Here is a 13424-nt window from a genome sequence, read left to right on the forward strand (position 1 = left end):
AACGGCCACATGCCCCGCGCATAGGCCGATTGAGGGGCGTGGGGGAGGTTATCGACCTTGGGGCAGGGGCAGACGTCGGGGTATGGGCTGGACGCACGACTACAGTGACGCACCCCGCAACCGCCGTACGACGGGCGGTCTGAACTCCCATCGAGGAGCCTCCCCGCAGCTGCCGGGCACGGACCTCAGGGTGGGGATTCCGCGCATCCTGCGCCGCCGGGCCCGCTGGGTCTCGGTCCGCCTGCGCCACACCCGCGGCTGACCCCCTCGCGGGGCCCCGCGGACCTCCGGGGGCTCTAAAGGGCGCAGCTGTCGGTGCCCACCTGCTGACTCGCGGTACGGCCCCGGGCGATGTCCGCCTGGATCTCGTCGGCCGTGAGGGCGTAACCGGTGTCGGCGTCGTCCAGCGACTTCGCGAAGACGACCCCGTACACCTTGCCCTCGGGGGTGAGCAGCGGGCCGCCGGAGTTGCCCTGGCGGACGGTGGCGTACAGCGAGTAGACGTCACGGCGGACGGTGCCGCGGTGGTAGATGTCCGGGCCGTTGGCCGTGATCCGGCCGCGCACCCGGGCGGCACGGACGTCGTACGAGCCGTTCTCCGGGAAGCCGGCGACGATCGCGTCGTTGTTGGTGTCCGCGTCCGCGGCGGAGAACTTCAGCGCCTTCGCCGGCAGGTTGGGCACGTCCAGTACGGCGATGTCGCGCTGCCAGTCGTAGAGGACGACCTTGGCGTCGTACCTGCGGCCCTCGCCGCCGATCTGGACGGTGGGCTCGTCGACGCCGCCGACCACGTGCGCGTTGGTCATGACGCGGCGGTCGGCGAAGACGAAGCCGGTGCCCTCCAGGATCTTGCCGCAGCTCTGCGCGGTGCCGGTCACCTTGACGATGGACTGCTTGGCCGTGGTGGCGACCGCGCTGTTCGCGAGGGCCGGGTCGGGCGGTGAGACGTCGGTGATCGGTTCGTTGGCGAAGGGGCTGAAGACCTGCGGGAAGCCGTTCTGGGCGAGGACCGCGGAGAAGTCCGCGAACCAGGTGTCGGCCTGGTTGGGCAGGGCTCTGGAGACCCCGAGCAGCACCTTGGAGTTGCGGACCTCCTTGCCGAGCGTCGGCAGGGTGGTGCCCGCGAGGGCGGAGCCGATCAGCCAGGCCACCAGCAGCATCGCGAGGACGTTGACCAGCGCGCCGCCGGTGGCGTCCAGGGCGCGGGCGGGGGACCAGGTGATGTACCGGCGGAGCTTGTTGCCCAGGTGCGTGGTCAGGGCCTGGCCGACGGAGGCGCAGACGATGACGACGACCACGGCGACGACCGCCGCGGTCGTGCTCACCTCGGAGTTGTCGGTCACCGCGTCCCAGATGACGGGCAGGGCGTAGACGGCGACGAGTCCGCCGCCCAGGAAGCCGATCACCGACAGGATGCCGACGACGAACCCCTGGCGGTAGCCGACGATCGCGAACCACACGGCGGCGACCAGCAACAGGATGTCCAGCACATTCACGGTGGACACCCTGTCATGACCGCCAGTCGAGCGGGACCAGCTTCTCGCGGTCCCAGGAGCGCTCCCATCCCGCGTAGTGCAGCAACCGGTCGATCACCCCGGCCGTGAACCCCCACACCAGGGTCGATTCGACCAGGAATGCCGGACCTCGGTGGCCGGCCGGGTGCACCGCGGTGGCCCGGTTGGCCGGATTCGTGAGATCCGCCACGGGGACCGTGAAGACCCGCGCCGTCTCGTTCGGATCGACCACCCCCACCGGGGTCGGCTCGCGCCACCAGCCCAGCACCGGGGTGACGACGAAGCTGCTGACCGGGATGTACAGCTTGGGCAGCACTCCGAACAGCTGGACCCCGGCCGGGTCGAGCCCGGTCTCCTCCTCGGCCTCGCGGAGAGCGGCCCGCAGCGGCCCGTCGGCCTTCGGGTCGCCGTCCTCGGGGTCGAGGGCGCCACCGGGGAAGGAGGGCTGCCCGGCGTGCGAGCGCAGCGAGCCAGCCCGCTCCATCAGCAGCAGCTCGGGGCCGGTCGCGCCCTCCCCGAACAGGATCAGCACGGCCGACTGCCGTCCCGCGCCGTTCTCCGGCGGCAGGAAGCGGCTCAGCTGGAGCGGCTTGACCGTCTCGGCGGCCCGCACCACCGGATCCAGCCAGCCCGGGAGGTCCTTCTTGCTGAGCGCCGCGCTCACGCGCGGCCCGTCGGTATGCGCGTCGGTATGCGCATCGGTATGCGCCTTGCCGGTGTGTGTCATGGCATCCCCCGTCGTCCTGCCCGGTCCAACGCCCGGGCGCGCCTTGATCGTTCCGTCACTCGACCCCCAGAAGGTCCCTAGGTCATTTCCCCTGTACGCCGCCCAGCGGCGGGGCCGGCCTGCCGCCCGCGTCGAGATAGGCCTGCGGGGGCTTGAGGCGCTGGCCCGGGAAGCCGCCCTTCTCGTACTTCAGCAGCTTCCTCGCCTTCTCCGGGTCGGTCTCGCCCTCACCGTAGGCCGGGCAGAGCGGGGCGATGGGGCAGACCCCGCAGGCGGGCTTGCGGGCGTGGCACATCCGGCGGCCGTGCCAGATCACGTGGTGCGAGAGGTCGGTCCAGTCGCTCTTGGGGAAGAGCGCTCCCACGGCCGCCTCGATCTTGTCGGGGTCGGTCTCCTCGGTCCACCGCCACCGCCGGACCAGGCGCTGGAAGTGGGTGTCCACGGTGATCCCGGGGCGCCCGAAGGCGTTGCCGAGCACGACGAACGCGGTCTTGCGGCCGACGCCGGGCAGCTTGACCAGGTCCTCGAGCCGGCCCGGCACCTCACCGCCGAACTGCTCCACCAGCCCCTTGGAGAGCCCTATCACCGACTTGGTCTTGGCCCGGAAGAACCCGCAGGGCCGCAGGATCTCCTCGACCTCCTCCGGGTTGGCGGCGGACAGGTCCTCGGGGGTGGGGTACTTCGCGAACAGCGTCGGGGTGGTCTGGTTGACGCGCAGATCGGTGGTCTGGGCGGACAGCACCGTGGCGACCAGCAGCTGGAAGGAGTTCTCGAAGTCCAGCTCGGGGTGGGCGTACGGGTACACCTCACCGAGTTCGCGGTCGATCCGCCGGGCCCGCCGGACGAGAGCGGTGTGCGACTCCGGCTTCCAGACGGCTTTCGGCGTCTCGGCGGCGGCCTTCTTCGCCACGGCCTTCTTGGCCGGCGCCGTCTTCTTCGCCACGGCCTTCTTCGCCACGGCCTTCTTCACGGCAGCCTTCTTCGCCGGCGCCGCCTTCTTCGCGGCGGTCTTCTCGGCGGCGGCCTTCTTCACGGCTTTCGCCGCTTTGGTCGCCTTTTTCGGCGCGCCAGGGGCGGCATCGGACCCCTGTTCGCCCACAGCGGAATCACGACGTACAACCACCCGCGCAGCCCCCTTGGCCTGTGCTCTCACCGGCGATTTGGACACCCGGCCAGCCTAAAGCCCGGCACCGACATCCGCCCCGGACCCGGAAGATCAGCCCCCGATTGGACCCCTGCCGCTTACCTAGGCACACCTGTGCGGCATCCTTGTGACAGATCACACTGTTTGGACCGTCCGGCAAAATGGGGAGCACGGTCCCCTGGTACGACGGGGAGCAAGATCCCCTGAGCAGGTCGACAAGGAGAGAACTCGTGGACGACGTTCTGCGGCGCAACCCGCTCTTCGCGGCGCTCGATGACGAGCAGTCCGCGGAGCTGCGTGCCTCCATGAGTGAGGTGACCCTCGCGCGTGGTGACTCCCTGTTCCACGAGGGCGACCCGGGCGACCGGCTCTATGTCGTCACCGAGGGCAAGGTCAAGCTCCACCGCACTTCCCCCGACGGCCGCGAGAACATGCTCGCCGTCGTCGGCCCCGGCGAGCTGATCGGCGAGCTGTCGCTGTTCGACCCGGGCCCGCGCACGGCGACCGCCACCGCGCTGACCGAGGTCAAGCTGCTGGGCCTCGGCCACGGCGACCTCCAGCCCTGGCTGAACGCCCGCCCGGAGGTGGCCACCGCCCTGCTGCGCGCGGTCGCCCGACGGCTGCGCAAGACCAACGACGCCATGTCCGACCTGGTCTTCTCCGATGTGCCGGGCCGTGTCGCGCGCGCTCTGCTGGACCTCTCCCGCCGCTTCGGCGTGCAGTCCGAGGAAGGCATCCACGTCGTCCACGACCTCACGCAGGAGGAGCTGGCCCAGCTGGTCGGCGCGTCCCGCGAGACCGTGAACAAGGCGCTGGCGGACTTCGCCCAGCGCGGCTGGCTGCGCCTGGAGGCGCGCGCCGTGATCCTGCTGGACGTCGAGCGGCTGGCCAAGCGCTCGCGCTGACACCGGCACCGGCACCGGACCGTACGGCTCAGGGTTCCGTCTTCGATGGGGCGGAACCCTGAGCCGTGTCCGGATCTTTGACACAGTTGCCCCATGGCTGAACCCGCTCCCTCCAGAGGGCTCGACTCCCTGGGCTTCATCGAGCGCGAGGGCTCGCACGCGCGCGTGCCGGACGTCTTCCGTCCCGTCGTCGCGGCCGCCCGTGACCGGCTCCTGGACGCCTTCGGGGCGCGGCTGGACAGCGCCTACCTCTACGGGTCGATCCCGCGCGGCACCGCGCGCGTGGGGCGCAGCGACCTGGATCTGGTGGCGGTGCTGCGCGCCGAGCCGACCGGGGCCGACCGGGAGGCGGCCCGGGCCCTCGGGGAGGCCGTCGACAAGGAGTTCCCGCAGATCGACGGGGTCGGGACGCTGCTCTACTCGCGGGCACGGGTGCTGAGCGAGCTGGAGCGGTACGACATCGGCTGGTTCGTGGCCTGCCAGTGCACCCCGCTGCTCGGCGAGGACCTCGCCGAGTTCCTGCCCCGCTACCGCCCCGACTCCCTGCTCGCCCGCGAGACCAACGGCGACCTGGCCCGGCTCCTGCCGCGCTGGCGGGACCGGATCGCGGCCGCCGAGGACACCGAGGAGGCCCTGCGGCCCCTGGTGCGCTTCATGTCACGGCATCTGGTCCGCACCGGCTTCACCCTCGTCATGCCCCGCTGGAACGGCTGGACCAGCGAGCTGCGGGAGATGGCCGAGGCGTTCGCCGGCTACTACCCGGAGCGGGCCGAACAGCTGCGCCGCGCGGCCGAGTCGGGCTACGAGCCGGTCGGCGACCGTGCCGTCCTGCGGTCGTACGTCGACGACCTCGGCCCCTGGCTCACCGCCGAGTACGCGCGCGTGCACGGCGTGAAGGCCCCGAGGCCCGCCGAGGAGGCCTAGATCAGCCCGTGCTCGCCGAGGTACTCCAGCTGGGCCCGCACGGACAGTTCCGCCGCCGGCCACAGGGAGCGGTCCACGTCGGCGTAGACATGGGCGACGACGTCGGCGGGGTCGCGGTGGCCGTTCTCGACGGCCGTCTCGACCTGGGCGAGCCGGTGGGCGCGGTGGGCCAGATAGAACTCCACGGCGCCCTGGGCGTCCTCCAGGACGGGACCGTGCCCCGGCAGGACGGTGTGGACGCCGTCGTCGACCGTCAGCGAGCGCAGCCGTCGTAGCGAGTCCAGGTAGTCGCCCAGCCGGCCGTCCGGATGGGCCACGACCGTCGTGCCGCGCCCCAGGATGGTGTCGCCGGTCAGGACCGCGCGGTCGGCCGGGAGGTGGAAGCAGAGCGAGTCGGCGGTGTGGCCGGGGGTGGGCACGACCCGGAGCTCCAGGCCGCCGGTCGTGATCACGTCACCGGCCGCCAGACCCTCGTCGCCCAGGCGCAGCGCCGGGTCGAGGGCGCGCACGCGCGTGCCGGTCAGTTCGGCGAAGCGGACGGCGCCCTCGGCGTGGTCGGGGTGGCCGTGGGTGAGCAGGGTGAGCGCGACGCGCCGGCCCGCCTTCTCCGCCGTGTCGATGACCGCGCGGAGGTGGTCGTCGTCCTGCGGGCCCGGGTCGATCACCACGGCGAGGTCGGAGTCGGGCTCGGCGACGATCCAGGTGTTGGTGCCGTCCAGGGTCATCGCGGAGGCGTTGGGCGCCAGCACGTTGACCGCCCGCGCGGTGGCCGGACCGGAGAGGACTCCGCCGCGGGGCTGGCCGGGAAGGGCTGCTGCCTCGGTCATGCGGGACCTCCTGCGCCGGGCGCGGTCGGTATGTGCTTGGTGAACTCGTCGTGCCCCGGCCAGGTCAGGACGATCTCCCCGGCCGCCAGGCGGGCGCGGGCCAGCACCGGGGTCATGTCCCGCGCGGGCGCCGCCGCGAGCGTCTCGGCGGCGGTGGCGTACGGCGCCAGCTGGCGCAGGGTCGCGATGGTGGGCGGCATCATCAGCAGCTCGCCCTTGTCGTACCCGGCGGCGGCCTCGGCCGGGCGGATCCACACCGTGCGGTCGGCCTCCGTGGAGGCGTTGCGAGTGCGCTGGCCGGCGGGCAGGGCGGCGACGAAGAACCAGGTGTCGTAGCGGCGGGTCTCGAACTCCGGGGTGATCCAGCGCGTCCAGGCGCCCAGCAGGTCCGAGCGGAGCACCAGGCCCCGGCGGTCCAGGAACTCCGCGAAGTACAGGTCACGGGCGACCAGGGCGGCCCGGTCGGCCTCCCAGTCGTCCCCGGTGGTGTCCCCGACCACCGCGTCGGCGGCCGGGCCCGCGAGGAGCACGCCCGCCTCCTCGTACGTCTCCCGCACGGCCGCGCAGACGATCGCCTGGGCGCCCGCCGCGTCCACGCCGAGCCGCTCGGCCCACCACGCGCGCGTGGGGCCCGCCCAGCGGATCTGGTGGTCGTCGTCGCGCCGGTCCACGCCGCCGCCCGGATACGCGTACGCGCCTCCGGCGAAGGCCATGGAGGCGCGTCTGCGCAGCATGTGGACGACGGAGCCGTCCGGGGTGTCCTTCAGGAGCAGCACGGTGGCCGCGCGCTTCGGGGTCACCGGCACGAGGGTGCCCTCCGCGTGCGCCCGGATGCGGTCCGGCCACTCGGGGGGATACCACTGTCCATCGGCCATTACCGGAGGCTATCCCTTGGTGGGCGAATGTTCGAGGGGTGGCCCGTGGCGTCGCCGTTACGGCAGCAGCTCGACCTGGACCTCGACCTCGACCGGCGCGTCCAGCGGGAGCACCGCGACGCCCACCGCGCTCCGCGCGTGCACGCCCTTCTCGCCGAGGACCTCGCCGAGCAGTTCGCTGGCGCCGTTGATCACACCGGGCTGGCCGGTGAAGTCGCTCGCGGAGGCCACGAAGCCGACGACCTTCACCACGCGCGCGACGCGGTCCAGGTCACCGGCGACGGACTTCACGGCGGCCAGGGCGTTCAGCGCGCAGGTGCGGGCGAGCTCCTTGGCCTCCTCCGCGGTGACCTCGGCGCCGACCTTGCCGGTGACCGGCAGCTTGCCGTCCACCATCGGCAGCTGGCCGGAGGTGTAGACGTACACACCCGACCGCACGGCCGGCTGGTAGGCGGCGAGCGGCGGGACGACCGCCGGCAGGGACAGACCGAGTTCAGCCAGCCTGGCCTCGACCGCGCCCACTACTCCTTCACCCGCTTCAGGTAGGCGACGAGCTGCTCGGGGTTGGGCCCGGGCACGACCTGGACGAGCTCCCAGCCGTCCTGACCCCAGTTGTCCAGAATCTGCTTCGTGGCATGCACGAGCAGCGGTACGGTCACGTATTCCCACTTGGTCATGTGGCCGACTTTATCCGCTGTGACGCACGGGACAGTCGTGCGGCCGGGAGCGCGGTTATCCACAGCCTCCCGCGTGAGTGTCGGGCCGACTGGTTAGGCTCGAAGACGTGAGCAGGCTCCAGGTCGTCAGCGGCAAGGGCGGGACCGGAAAGACGACGGTCGCCGCCGCACTCGCGCTGGCCCTCGCGACCGAGGGGAAGCGGACGCTTCTCGTGGAGGTCGAGGGCCGGCAGGGCATCGCCCAGCTCTTCGAGACGGAGGCGTTGCCCTACGAGGAGCGGAAGATCGCCGTCGCGCCGGGCGGCGGCGAGGTGTTCGCCCTCGCCATCGATCCCGAACTGGCCCTTCTGGACTATCTCCAGATGTTCTACAAGCTCGGCGGGGCCGGCCGGGCACTGAAGAAGCTCGGCGCGATCGACTTCGCCACCACCGTCGCGCCCGGCCTGCGGGACGTGCTCCTCACCGGCAAGGCGTGCGAGGCGGTGCGCCGCAAGGACAAGGCCGGCCGGTTCGTGTACGACTACGTCGTCATGGACGCGCCGCCGACCGGCCGCATCACCCGCTTCCTGAACGTCAACGACGAGGTGGCCGGGCTGGCGAAGATCGGCCCGATACACAATCAGGCGCAGGCCGTGATGCGGGTGCTCAAGTCCAAGGAGACGGCTGTGCACCTGGTCACCCTGCTGGAGGAGATGCCGGTCCAGGAGACCGCCGACGGCATCGCCGAACTGCGGGCCGCGCGGCTGCCGGTGGGCCGGGTCATCGTGAACATGGTCCGGCCGGAGGTGTTGGACGCCGCCGACCTGGAACTCGTACGGACGGTGCCGCGTACCGCCGTCGCGCAGGCGCTGTCGGCCGCGGGCCTCGGCGGGGCGCGGCGCGGCGGGAAGGCCGAGCAGCTGGTGAACCCGCTGCTGCGGCAGGCCGCCGAGTACGCCGAGCGGTACGCGCTGGAGCACGAGCAGCGCGCGGTCCTCGCCGAGCTGGACCTGGAGCGGCACGAACTGCCGCTGCTCGCCGAGGGGATGGACCTGGCGGGCCTGTACGAACTCGCGACCGAGCTGCGGGAACAGGGGATGTCATGACTCCGGAACGGGCGAAGGACCCGGCGCGGAAACCGGCACGGACACCGGCGCGGAAACCGGCACAGGAGCCGGCGCAGGACGGCACGCGGCGGCTGGCCCACGCGCCCGCGCTCGACGTCGACCCGCTGCTCGACGACCCGGCGACCCGGATCGTGGTGTGCTGCGGCTCGGGCGGGGTCGGGAAGACCACCACCGCGGCGGCGCTGGGCCTGCGGGCGGCGGAGCGCGGCCGCAAGGTGGTGGTGCTCACCATCGACCCGGCCAGGCGGCTGGCGCAGTCCATGGGCATCGACTCGCTCGACAACGTGCCGCGGAAGGTGAAGGGCACCGACGGCACCGGCGAACTGCACGCCATGATGCTCGACATGAAGCGCACCTTCGACGAGGTCGTCGAGGCGCACGCGGACGCGGAGCGGGCGGCCGCCATCCTGGCCAACCCCTTCTACCAGTCGCTCTCGGCGGGCTTCGCGGGCACGCAGGAGTACATGGCGATGGAGAAGCTGGGCCAGCTGCGGGCCCGGGACGAGTGGGACCTGATCGTGGTCGACACCCCGCCCTCCCGCTCGGCGCTGGACTTTCTCGACGCGCCGAAACGCCTCGGCTCCTTCCTGGACGGCAAGCTGATCCGGCTGCTCACCGCGCCGGCCAAGCTGGGCGGCCGCGCGGGCATGGCCTTCCTGAACGTCGGCATGTCGATGATGACCGGCACCCTCGGCAAGCTGCTCGGCGGGCAACTGCTGAAGGACGTCCAGACGTTCGTGGCCGCGATGGACACGACGTTCGGCGGGTTCCGCACCCGCGCGGACGCGACGTACAAGCTGCTTCAGGCGCCCGGTACGGCGTTCCTGGTGGTGGCGGCTCCCGAGCGGGACGCGCTGCGGGAGGCCGCGTACTTCGTGGAGCGGCTGGCCGCCGAGGACATGCCGCTGGTCGGGCTGGTCCTCAACCGTGTCCACGGCAGCGACGCCGACCGGTTGTCGGCCGAACGGGCGCTCGCCGCCGCGGAAAATCTTGAAGAGCCCCGCATTGTCGATCAGGGTGGCGGGAAAGCTGGACTTCGTAACTCTCCCGACACGTACGGCAGTTCTGAATCACCCGCGAGTTCCGAATCACCCACGCCCGCGCCGTCCGGGTCCCGGCCCGACGAATCCCCCTCGTCAGGGCACGCGGACAGGACTGACGAATCCCCCTCGTCAGAAGAACCGGACTCATCTGCAGACCCGGACCCGTCAGAAGACTCGGACTCGCCAGAAGTTTCGGACTCGTCAGAAGTTTCGGACTCGCCAGAAGATCCGGATCGCACCGTCGACCAGCTCACCGCAGGCCTGCTGAGGCTGCATGCCGAGCGCATGCAGCTGCTCTCCCGCGAGCAGCGCACACGTGACCGCTTCACCGCGCGCCACCCCGAGGTGGCCGTGGTGGAGGTGGCCGCGTTGCCCGGCGACGTACATGACCTCGCGGGACTGCGGGACATCGGTGACCGGCTCGCGGCCGGTCGGCCGGAGCTGCCCTAGATCCGTGCGGTCGAGCTGACCTGTGCGGTGCAGCTGACCTGTGCGGTCTAGCTCACGGCCGCGTAGTTCTCGTACACCTCGTCGTTGTCGAGGGGGACGATTCCGGTCCCCCGCTCGTACTCCGAGCGCGCTGTCTCCAGGAGCCGACGCCAGGAGGTCACGGTGGGCCGCCTGCGCAGCAGTGCGCGGCGCTCCCGCTCCGTCATGCCTCCCCACACGCCGAACTCGACGCGATTGTCCAGCGCATCAGCCAGGCATTCCGTGCGTACCGGACATCCGGTGCACACCGCCTTGGCCCTGTTCTGCGCTGCTCCTTGAACGAACAGTTCATCCGGATCGGTAGTGCGGCAGGCAGCCTGCGCACTCCAGTCGGTTACCCAGCCCATACCGGCGCCGTCCTCTCCCGAATCGAGGCTCCCCCACGGCGGCAGCGGCATATTCACCGCCGCCAGTTGAGGACGTTACGGAAGGTGGGCACAGCGCAACACCCCCTTCGGGCCCAATCTTGAATGGCCCGAACGGACTATGGGTAAGCGGCAGATCACCCGCGGGAGTGAGCTGGCGACATGCGTGATCATCCCGGCAAACCGGTACAGCTGTGGTGCGCCACAACGGACGCCTGGTGACACACGAGGCGGATTCGGACGCGCCATCAACACATCACCCGAAAAAAAGTGGTCGGGTTCCGAAACGATTCGGGGTCGCCGGACGTATTGATACGTGGCCGCACTGCTGTGACAGTTGAGAGCAGCTTAGGCCAAGGCCTGTACGCGTGTCCGGCGAATGGCAAGGTAGACCGTTCATGTCGTCGTGCCCTCGGACACACTCCGCGGTGTCGCCCTCTATGTCACGATCCGGCACTTGAACATCCCGAGGGCCACCCGCTCACCCGGAATGCTCATCCCCACGGATTAGGCTGCCCCCATGCCAAAGAAGCGCTCGGGCGGTGGTCTGTCGACCACGCAGCAGGCCGCCAAGTTCCTCGGTGTCAGTGTGCTCGCGGGAGCCGTGATGGCGGGCATCGCGCTGCCCGCGGCCGGCGCCCTGGGCCTCGCGGCCAAGGGCTCGGTCCAGGGCTTCGACGAGATCCCGGCCAACCTGAAGAGCCCGCAGCTCAGCCAGCGGACCACGATCCTCGACAGCAAGGGCAACCAGATCGCCCAGGTCTACTCCCGTGACCGCACGGTGGTGGACCTCAAGGACATCTCGCCGTACATGCAGAAGGCGATCGTCGCGATCGAGGACTCCCGCTACTACCAGCACGGCGCCATCGACCTGAAGGGCGTGCTGCGCGCGCTGAACAAGAACGCGCAGAGCGGCGGGGTCTCCCAGGGCGCGTCCACGCTCACCCAGCAGCTGGTGAAGAACTACTTCATCGAGGAGGCCGGCGACGACCCGACGAAGGTCGCCCAGGCCACCCAGCAGACCCTCGGCCGCAAGGTCAAGGAGCTGAAGTACGCGATCCAGCTGGAGGAGAAGCTCGGCAAGAAGAAGATCCTCGAGAACTACCTGAACATCACCTTCTTCGGCGAGCAGGCCTACGGCATCGAGGCCGCCTCCCAGCGGTACTTCTCCAAGCACGCCAAGGACCTGACCCTGGAGCAGTCCGCCCTGCTGGCAGGCATCGTCCAGTCACCCAGCCGCTACGACCCGGTCAACGACGAGGCCGAGGCCACCAAGCGGCGCAACGTCGTGCTGGAGCGCATGGCCCAGCTGGGTGACATCTCCCAGGCGGAGGCGGACAAGGCCAAGGAGAAGCCGCTCGGGCTGAAGATCACGCAGCCGAAGAACGGCTGCATCACCGCCGTCAAGGGCGCCGGGTTCTTCTGCAAGTACGTCGAGAACGTCTTCCTCACCGACCCGGTCTTCGGCAAGACCCGCGAGGCGCGCGCCAAGCTCTGGAACCAGGGCGGTCTGACCATCCGTACGACGCTGGACCCGCAGGCCCAGGAGTCGGTGCAGACGTCGATCAAGGACCACGTCTACAAGTCCGACTCGGTCGCGGCGGCCGCCACCCTCGTGGAGCCCGGCTCCGGCAAGATCCTGGCGATGGGCCAGTCGAAGCCGTACGGCTACAGCAAGAACGAGACCGAGTACAACTTCTCGGTCGACCGGGACTACGGCGGCTCCAACTACGGCTTCCCGACCGGTTCGACGTTCAAGCCGTTCGTGGCCGCGGCCGCGATCGAGGGCGGCAAGTCGGCGACGCAGAAGTACTCGTCGCCGTACAAGATGAACTACCCGAGCCCCGTCCAGCAGTGCGACGGCAAGCAGTGGGTCAACACGACGGGTGAGCAGGTCGAGAACGAGAACGAGTCCGAGGTCGGGCCGTACGCCATGAAGAAGGCCATGGCGAAGTCGATCAACACCTACTTCGTCCAGCTGATCTCCGACATCGGCCTGTGCCCGGTGGTCAAGATGACCGACGCGCTCCACGTCCACCAGGGCGACGGCTCGAAGCTCCCGCAGACCCCGGCCATCGCCCTCGGCGCGATCGGCCTCTCGCCGCTGACCATGGCGAGCGCGTACGCCACCTTCGCCGACCGCGGCATGTACTGCACGCCGGTCGCCATCGAGTCGATCACCCAGAAGGTCGGCAACGAGGAGAAGTCCCTCGCCGTCCCGAAGTCGACCTGCTCGCGCGCGATGAGCGAGAAGACCGCGGACACCATCAACACCCTGCTGCGCGGAGTGGTCGACTCCGGTACCGGTCAGCAGGCCGGTCTGGACGACCGGGAGAGCGCCGGCAAGACGGGTACGACGGACTCCCGCAAGAACGCCTGGTTCGTCGGCTACACGCCGAACCTCGCCGGCGCGGTCTGGGTCGGCAGCGCCAAGCAGAACATCGAGATGACCAACATCACCATCGGCGGCGTCTACCACTCCGAGGTCTACGGCGCCGACACCCCCGGCCCGATCTGGAAGGACGCCATGACCGGCGCCCTGGTGGGCAAGTCGGACGAGTCCTTCAACCTCGTCGACATCCCGGACGACGACAACAACGGCAAGCACGACGGGAACGGCAACGGCGACAACACGGGCGGCCTGATCGGCGGCCTCATCGGCGACACGAGCGACGGCGGCACGACGGACGGCTCCACCGACGGCGGCTCCACCCCGACCCCGACCTTCTCCTTCCCCGACGGCTTCATCCAGGGCAACGGGAACGGCGGGAACAACGGGAACGGGGGCGGCCGGGGCTGAACCTCCGGCCTCCGGCGCCTGAGCCGCT

General features: G+C 70.5%; 14 protein-coding genes. 6 read left to right on the top strand and 8 right to left on the bottom strand.

All coding sequences use genetic code 11. The features are described from left to right. Positions 1–82: 82 nt before the first annotated feature. On the top strand, positions 83–262 hold the full coding sequence (locus tag ACGFZS_RS06970; RefSeq protein WP_355712546.1) for a hypothetical protein: 180 nt from the start codon (positions 83–85) through the stop codon (positions 260–262). A 34-nt stretch (positions 263–296) separates the two neighbouring features. Here the strand turns inward: ACGFZS_RS06970 and ACGFZS_RS06975 are convergent, their stop codons facing one another. The 3 genes from ACGFZS_RS06975 to nth form a co-directional block, all read right to left on the bottom strand. Further along, positions 297–1496 (bottom strand): MarP family serine protease, encoded by a 1200-nt coding sequence (locus ACGFZS_RS06975; protein ID WP_393794206.1) that lies wholly within the window; start codon positions 1494–1496, stop codon positions 297–299. A 13-nt stretch (positions 1497–1509) separates the two neighbouring features. Next, positions 1510–2241 (bottom strand): NUDIX hydrolase, encoded by a 732-nt coding sequence (locus ACGFZS_RS06980; protein WP_393794207.1) that lies wholly within the window; start codon positions 2239–2241, stop codon positions 1510–1512. A gap of 82 nt (positions 2242–2323) precedes the next feature. Next, positions 2324–3274, bottom strand: coding sequence for an endonuclease III (nth, locus tag ACGFZS_RS06985; protein ID WP_393794208.1), 951 nt, complete (start codon positions 3272–3274; stop codon positions 2324–2326). A gap of 341 nt (positions 3275–3615) precedes the next feature. Here nth and ACGFZS_RS06990 point away from each other — a divergent pair, with 341 nt between their 5' ends. Next, positions 3616–4290, top strand: a complete 675-nt coding sequence (locus ACGFZS_RS06990; RefSeq protein ID WP_018547939.1) for a Crp/Fnr family transcriptional regulator — start codon at positions 3616–3618, stop codon at positions 4288–4290. A gap of 93 nt (positions 4291–4383) precedes the next feature. Further along, positions 4384–5214 (top strand): nucleotidyltransferase, encoded by an 831-nt coding sequence (locus tag ACGFZS_RS06995; protein WP_393794209.1) that lies wholly within the window; start codon positions 4384–4386, stop codon positions 5212–5214. On the opposite strand, the gene ACGFZS_RS07000 is transcribed toward ACGFZS_RS06995, so the two are convergent. From ACGFZS_RS07000 to ACGFZS_RS07015, 4 genes are read right to left on the bottom strand one after another with little or no spacing between them, the layout of a single operon-like run. Continuing rightward, the gene (locus ACGFZS_RS07000; RefSeq protein ID WP_393794210.1) at positions 5211–6041 is read right to left on the bottom strand and encodes an MBL fold metallo-hydrolase; all 831 of its coding nucleotides are present in this window, start codon (positions 6039–6041) and stop codon (positions 5211–5213) included. The genes ACGFZS_RS06995 and ACGFZS_RS07000 overlap by 4 nt on opposite strands. After that, positions 6038–6916, bottom strand: coding sequence for an NUDIX hydrolase (locus ACGFZS_RS07005; RefSeq protein WP_393794211.1), 879 nt, complete (start codon positions 6914–6916; stop codon positions 6038–6040). The genes ACGFZS_RS07000 and ACGFZS_RS07005 overlap by 4 nt, the downstream gene beginning before the upstream one ends. Positions 6917–6973: 57 nt before the next feature. Beyond that, a complete protein-coding gene (locus ACGFZS_RS07010) occupies positions 6974–7438 on the bottom strand; it encodes a RidA family protein (protein ID WP_359206153.1) in 465 nt (154 codons plus the stop codon). Continuing rightward, positions 7438–7593 carry a DUF4177 domain-containing protein gene (locus ACGFZS_RS07015; protein WP_355712560.1) on the bottom strand — a complete coding sequence of 52 codons (156 nt, stop codon included), beginning with the start codon at positions 7591–7593 and terminating at the stop codon, positions 7438–7440. The genes ACGFZS_RS07010 and ACGFZS_RS07015 overlap by 1 nt, the downstream gene beginning before the upstream one ends. A 107-nt stretch (positions 7594–7700) precedes the next feature. Here ACGFZS_RS07015 and ACGFZS_RS07020 point away from each other — a divergent pair, with 107 nt between their 5' ends. Next, positions 7701–8678, top strand: a complete 978-nt coding sequence (locus ACGFZS_RS07020; protein WP_393794212.1) for an ArsA family ATPase — start codon at positions 7701–7703, stop codon at positions 8676–8678. Further along, complete coding sequence (locus ACGFZS_RS07025) at positions 8675–10192, top strand: ArsA family ATPase (protein WP_393794213.1); 1518 nt, start codon at positions 8675–8677, stop codon at positions 10190–10192. The genes ACGFZS_RS07020 and ACGFZS_RS07025 overlap by 4 nt, the downstream gene beginning before the upstream one ends. Before the next feature lie 47 nt (positions 10193–10239). On the opposite strand, the gene wblA is transcribed toward ACGFZS_RS07025, so the two are convergent. Further along, on the bottom strand, positions 10240–10578 hold the full coding sequence (gene wblA, locus ACGFZS_RS07030; RefSeq protein WP_063777071.1) for a transcriptional regulator WblA: 339 nt from the start codon (positions 10576–10578) through the stop codon (positions 10240–10242). A gap of 538 nt (positions 10579–11116) precedes the next feature. Between wblA and ACGFZS_RS07035 the strand changes: the two genes are divergently transcribed. After that, complete coding sequence (locus ACGFZS_RS07035) at positions 11117–13396, top strand: transglycosylase domain-containing protein (RefSeq protein WP_393794214.1); 2280 nt, start codon at positions 11117–11119, stop codon at positions 13394–13396. Positions 13397–13424 lie beyond the last annotated feature (28 nt).

This window comes from Streptomyces sp. NPDC048288, from assembly GCF_043201555.1.
Taxonomy (GTDB): domain Bacteria; phylum Actinomycetota; class Actinomycetes; order Streptomycetales; family Streptomycetaceae; genus Streptomyces.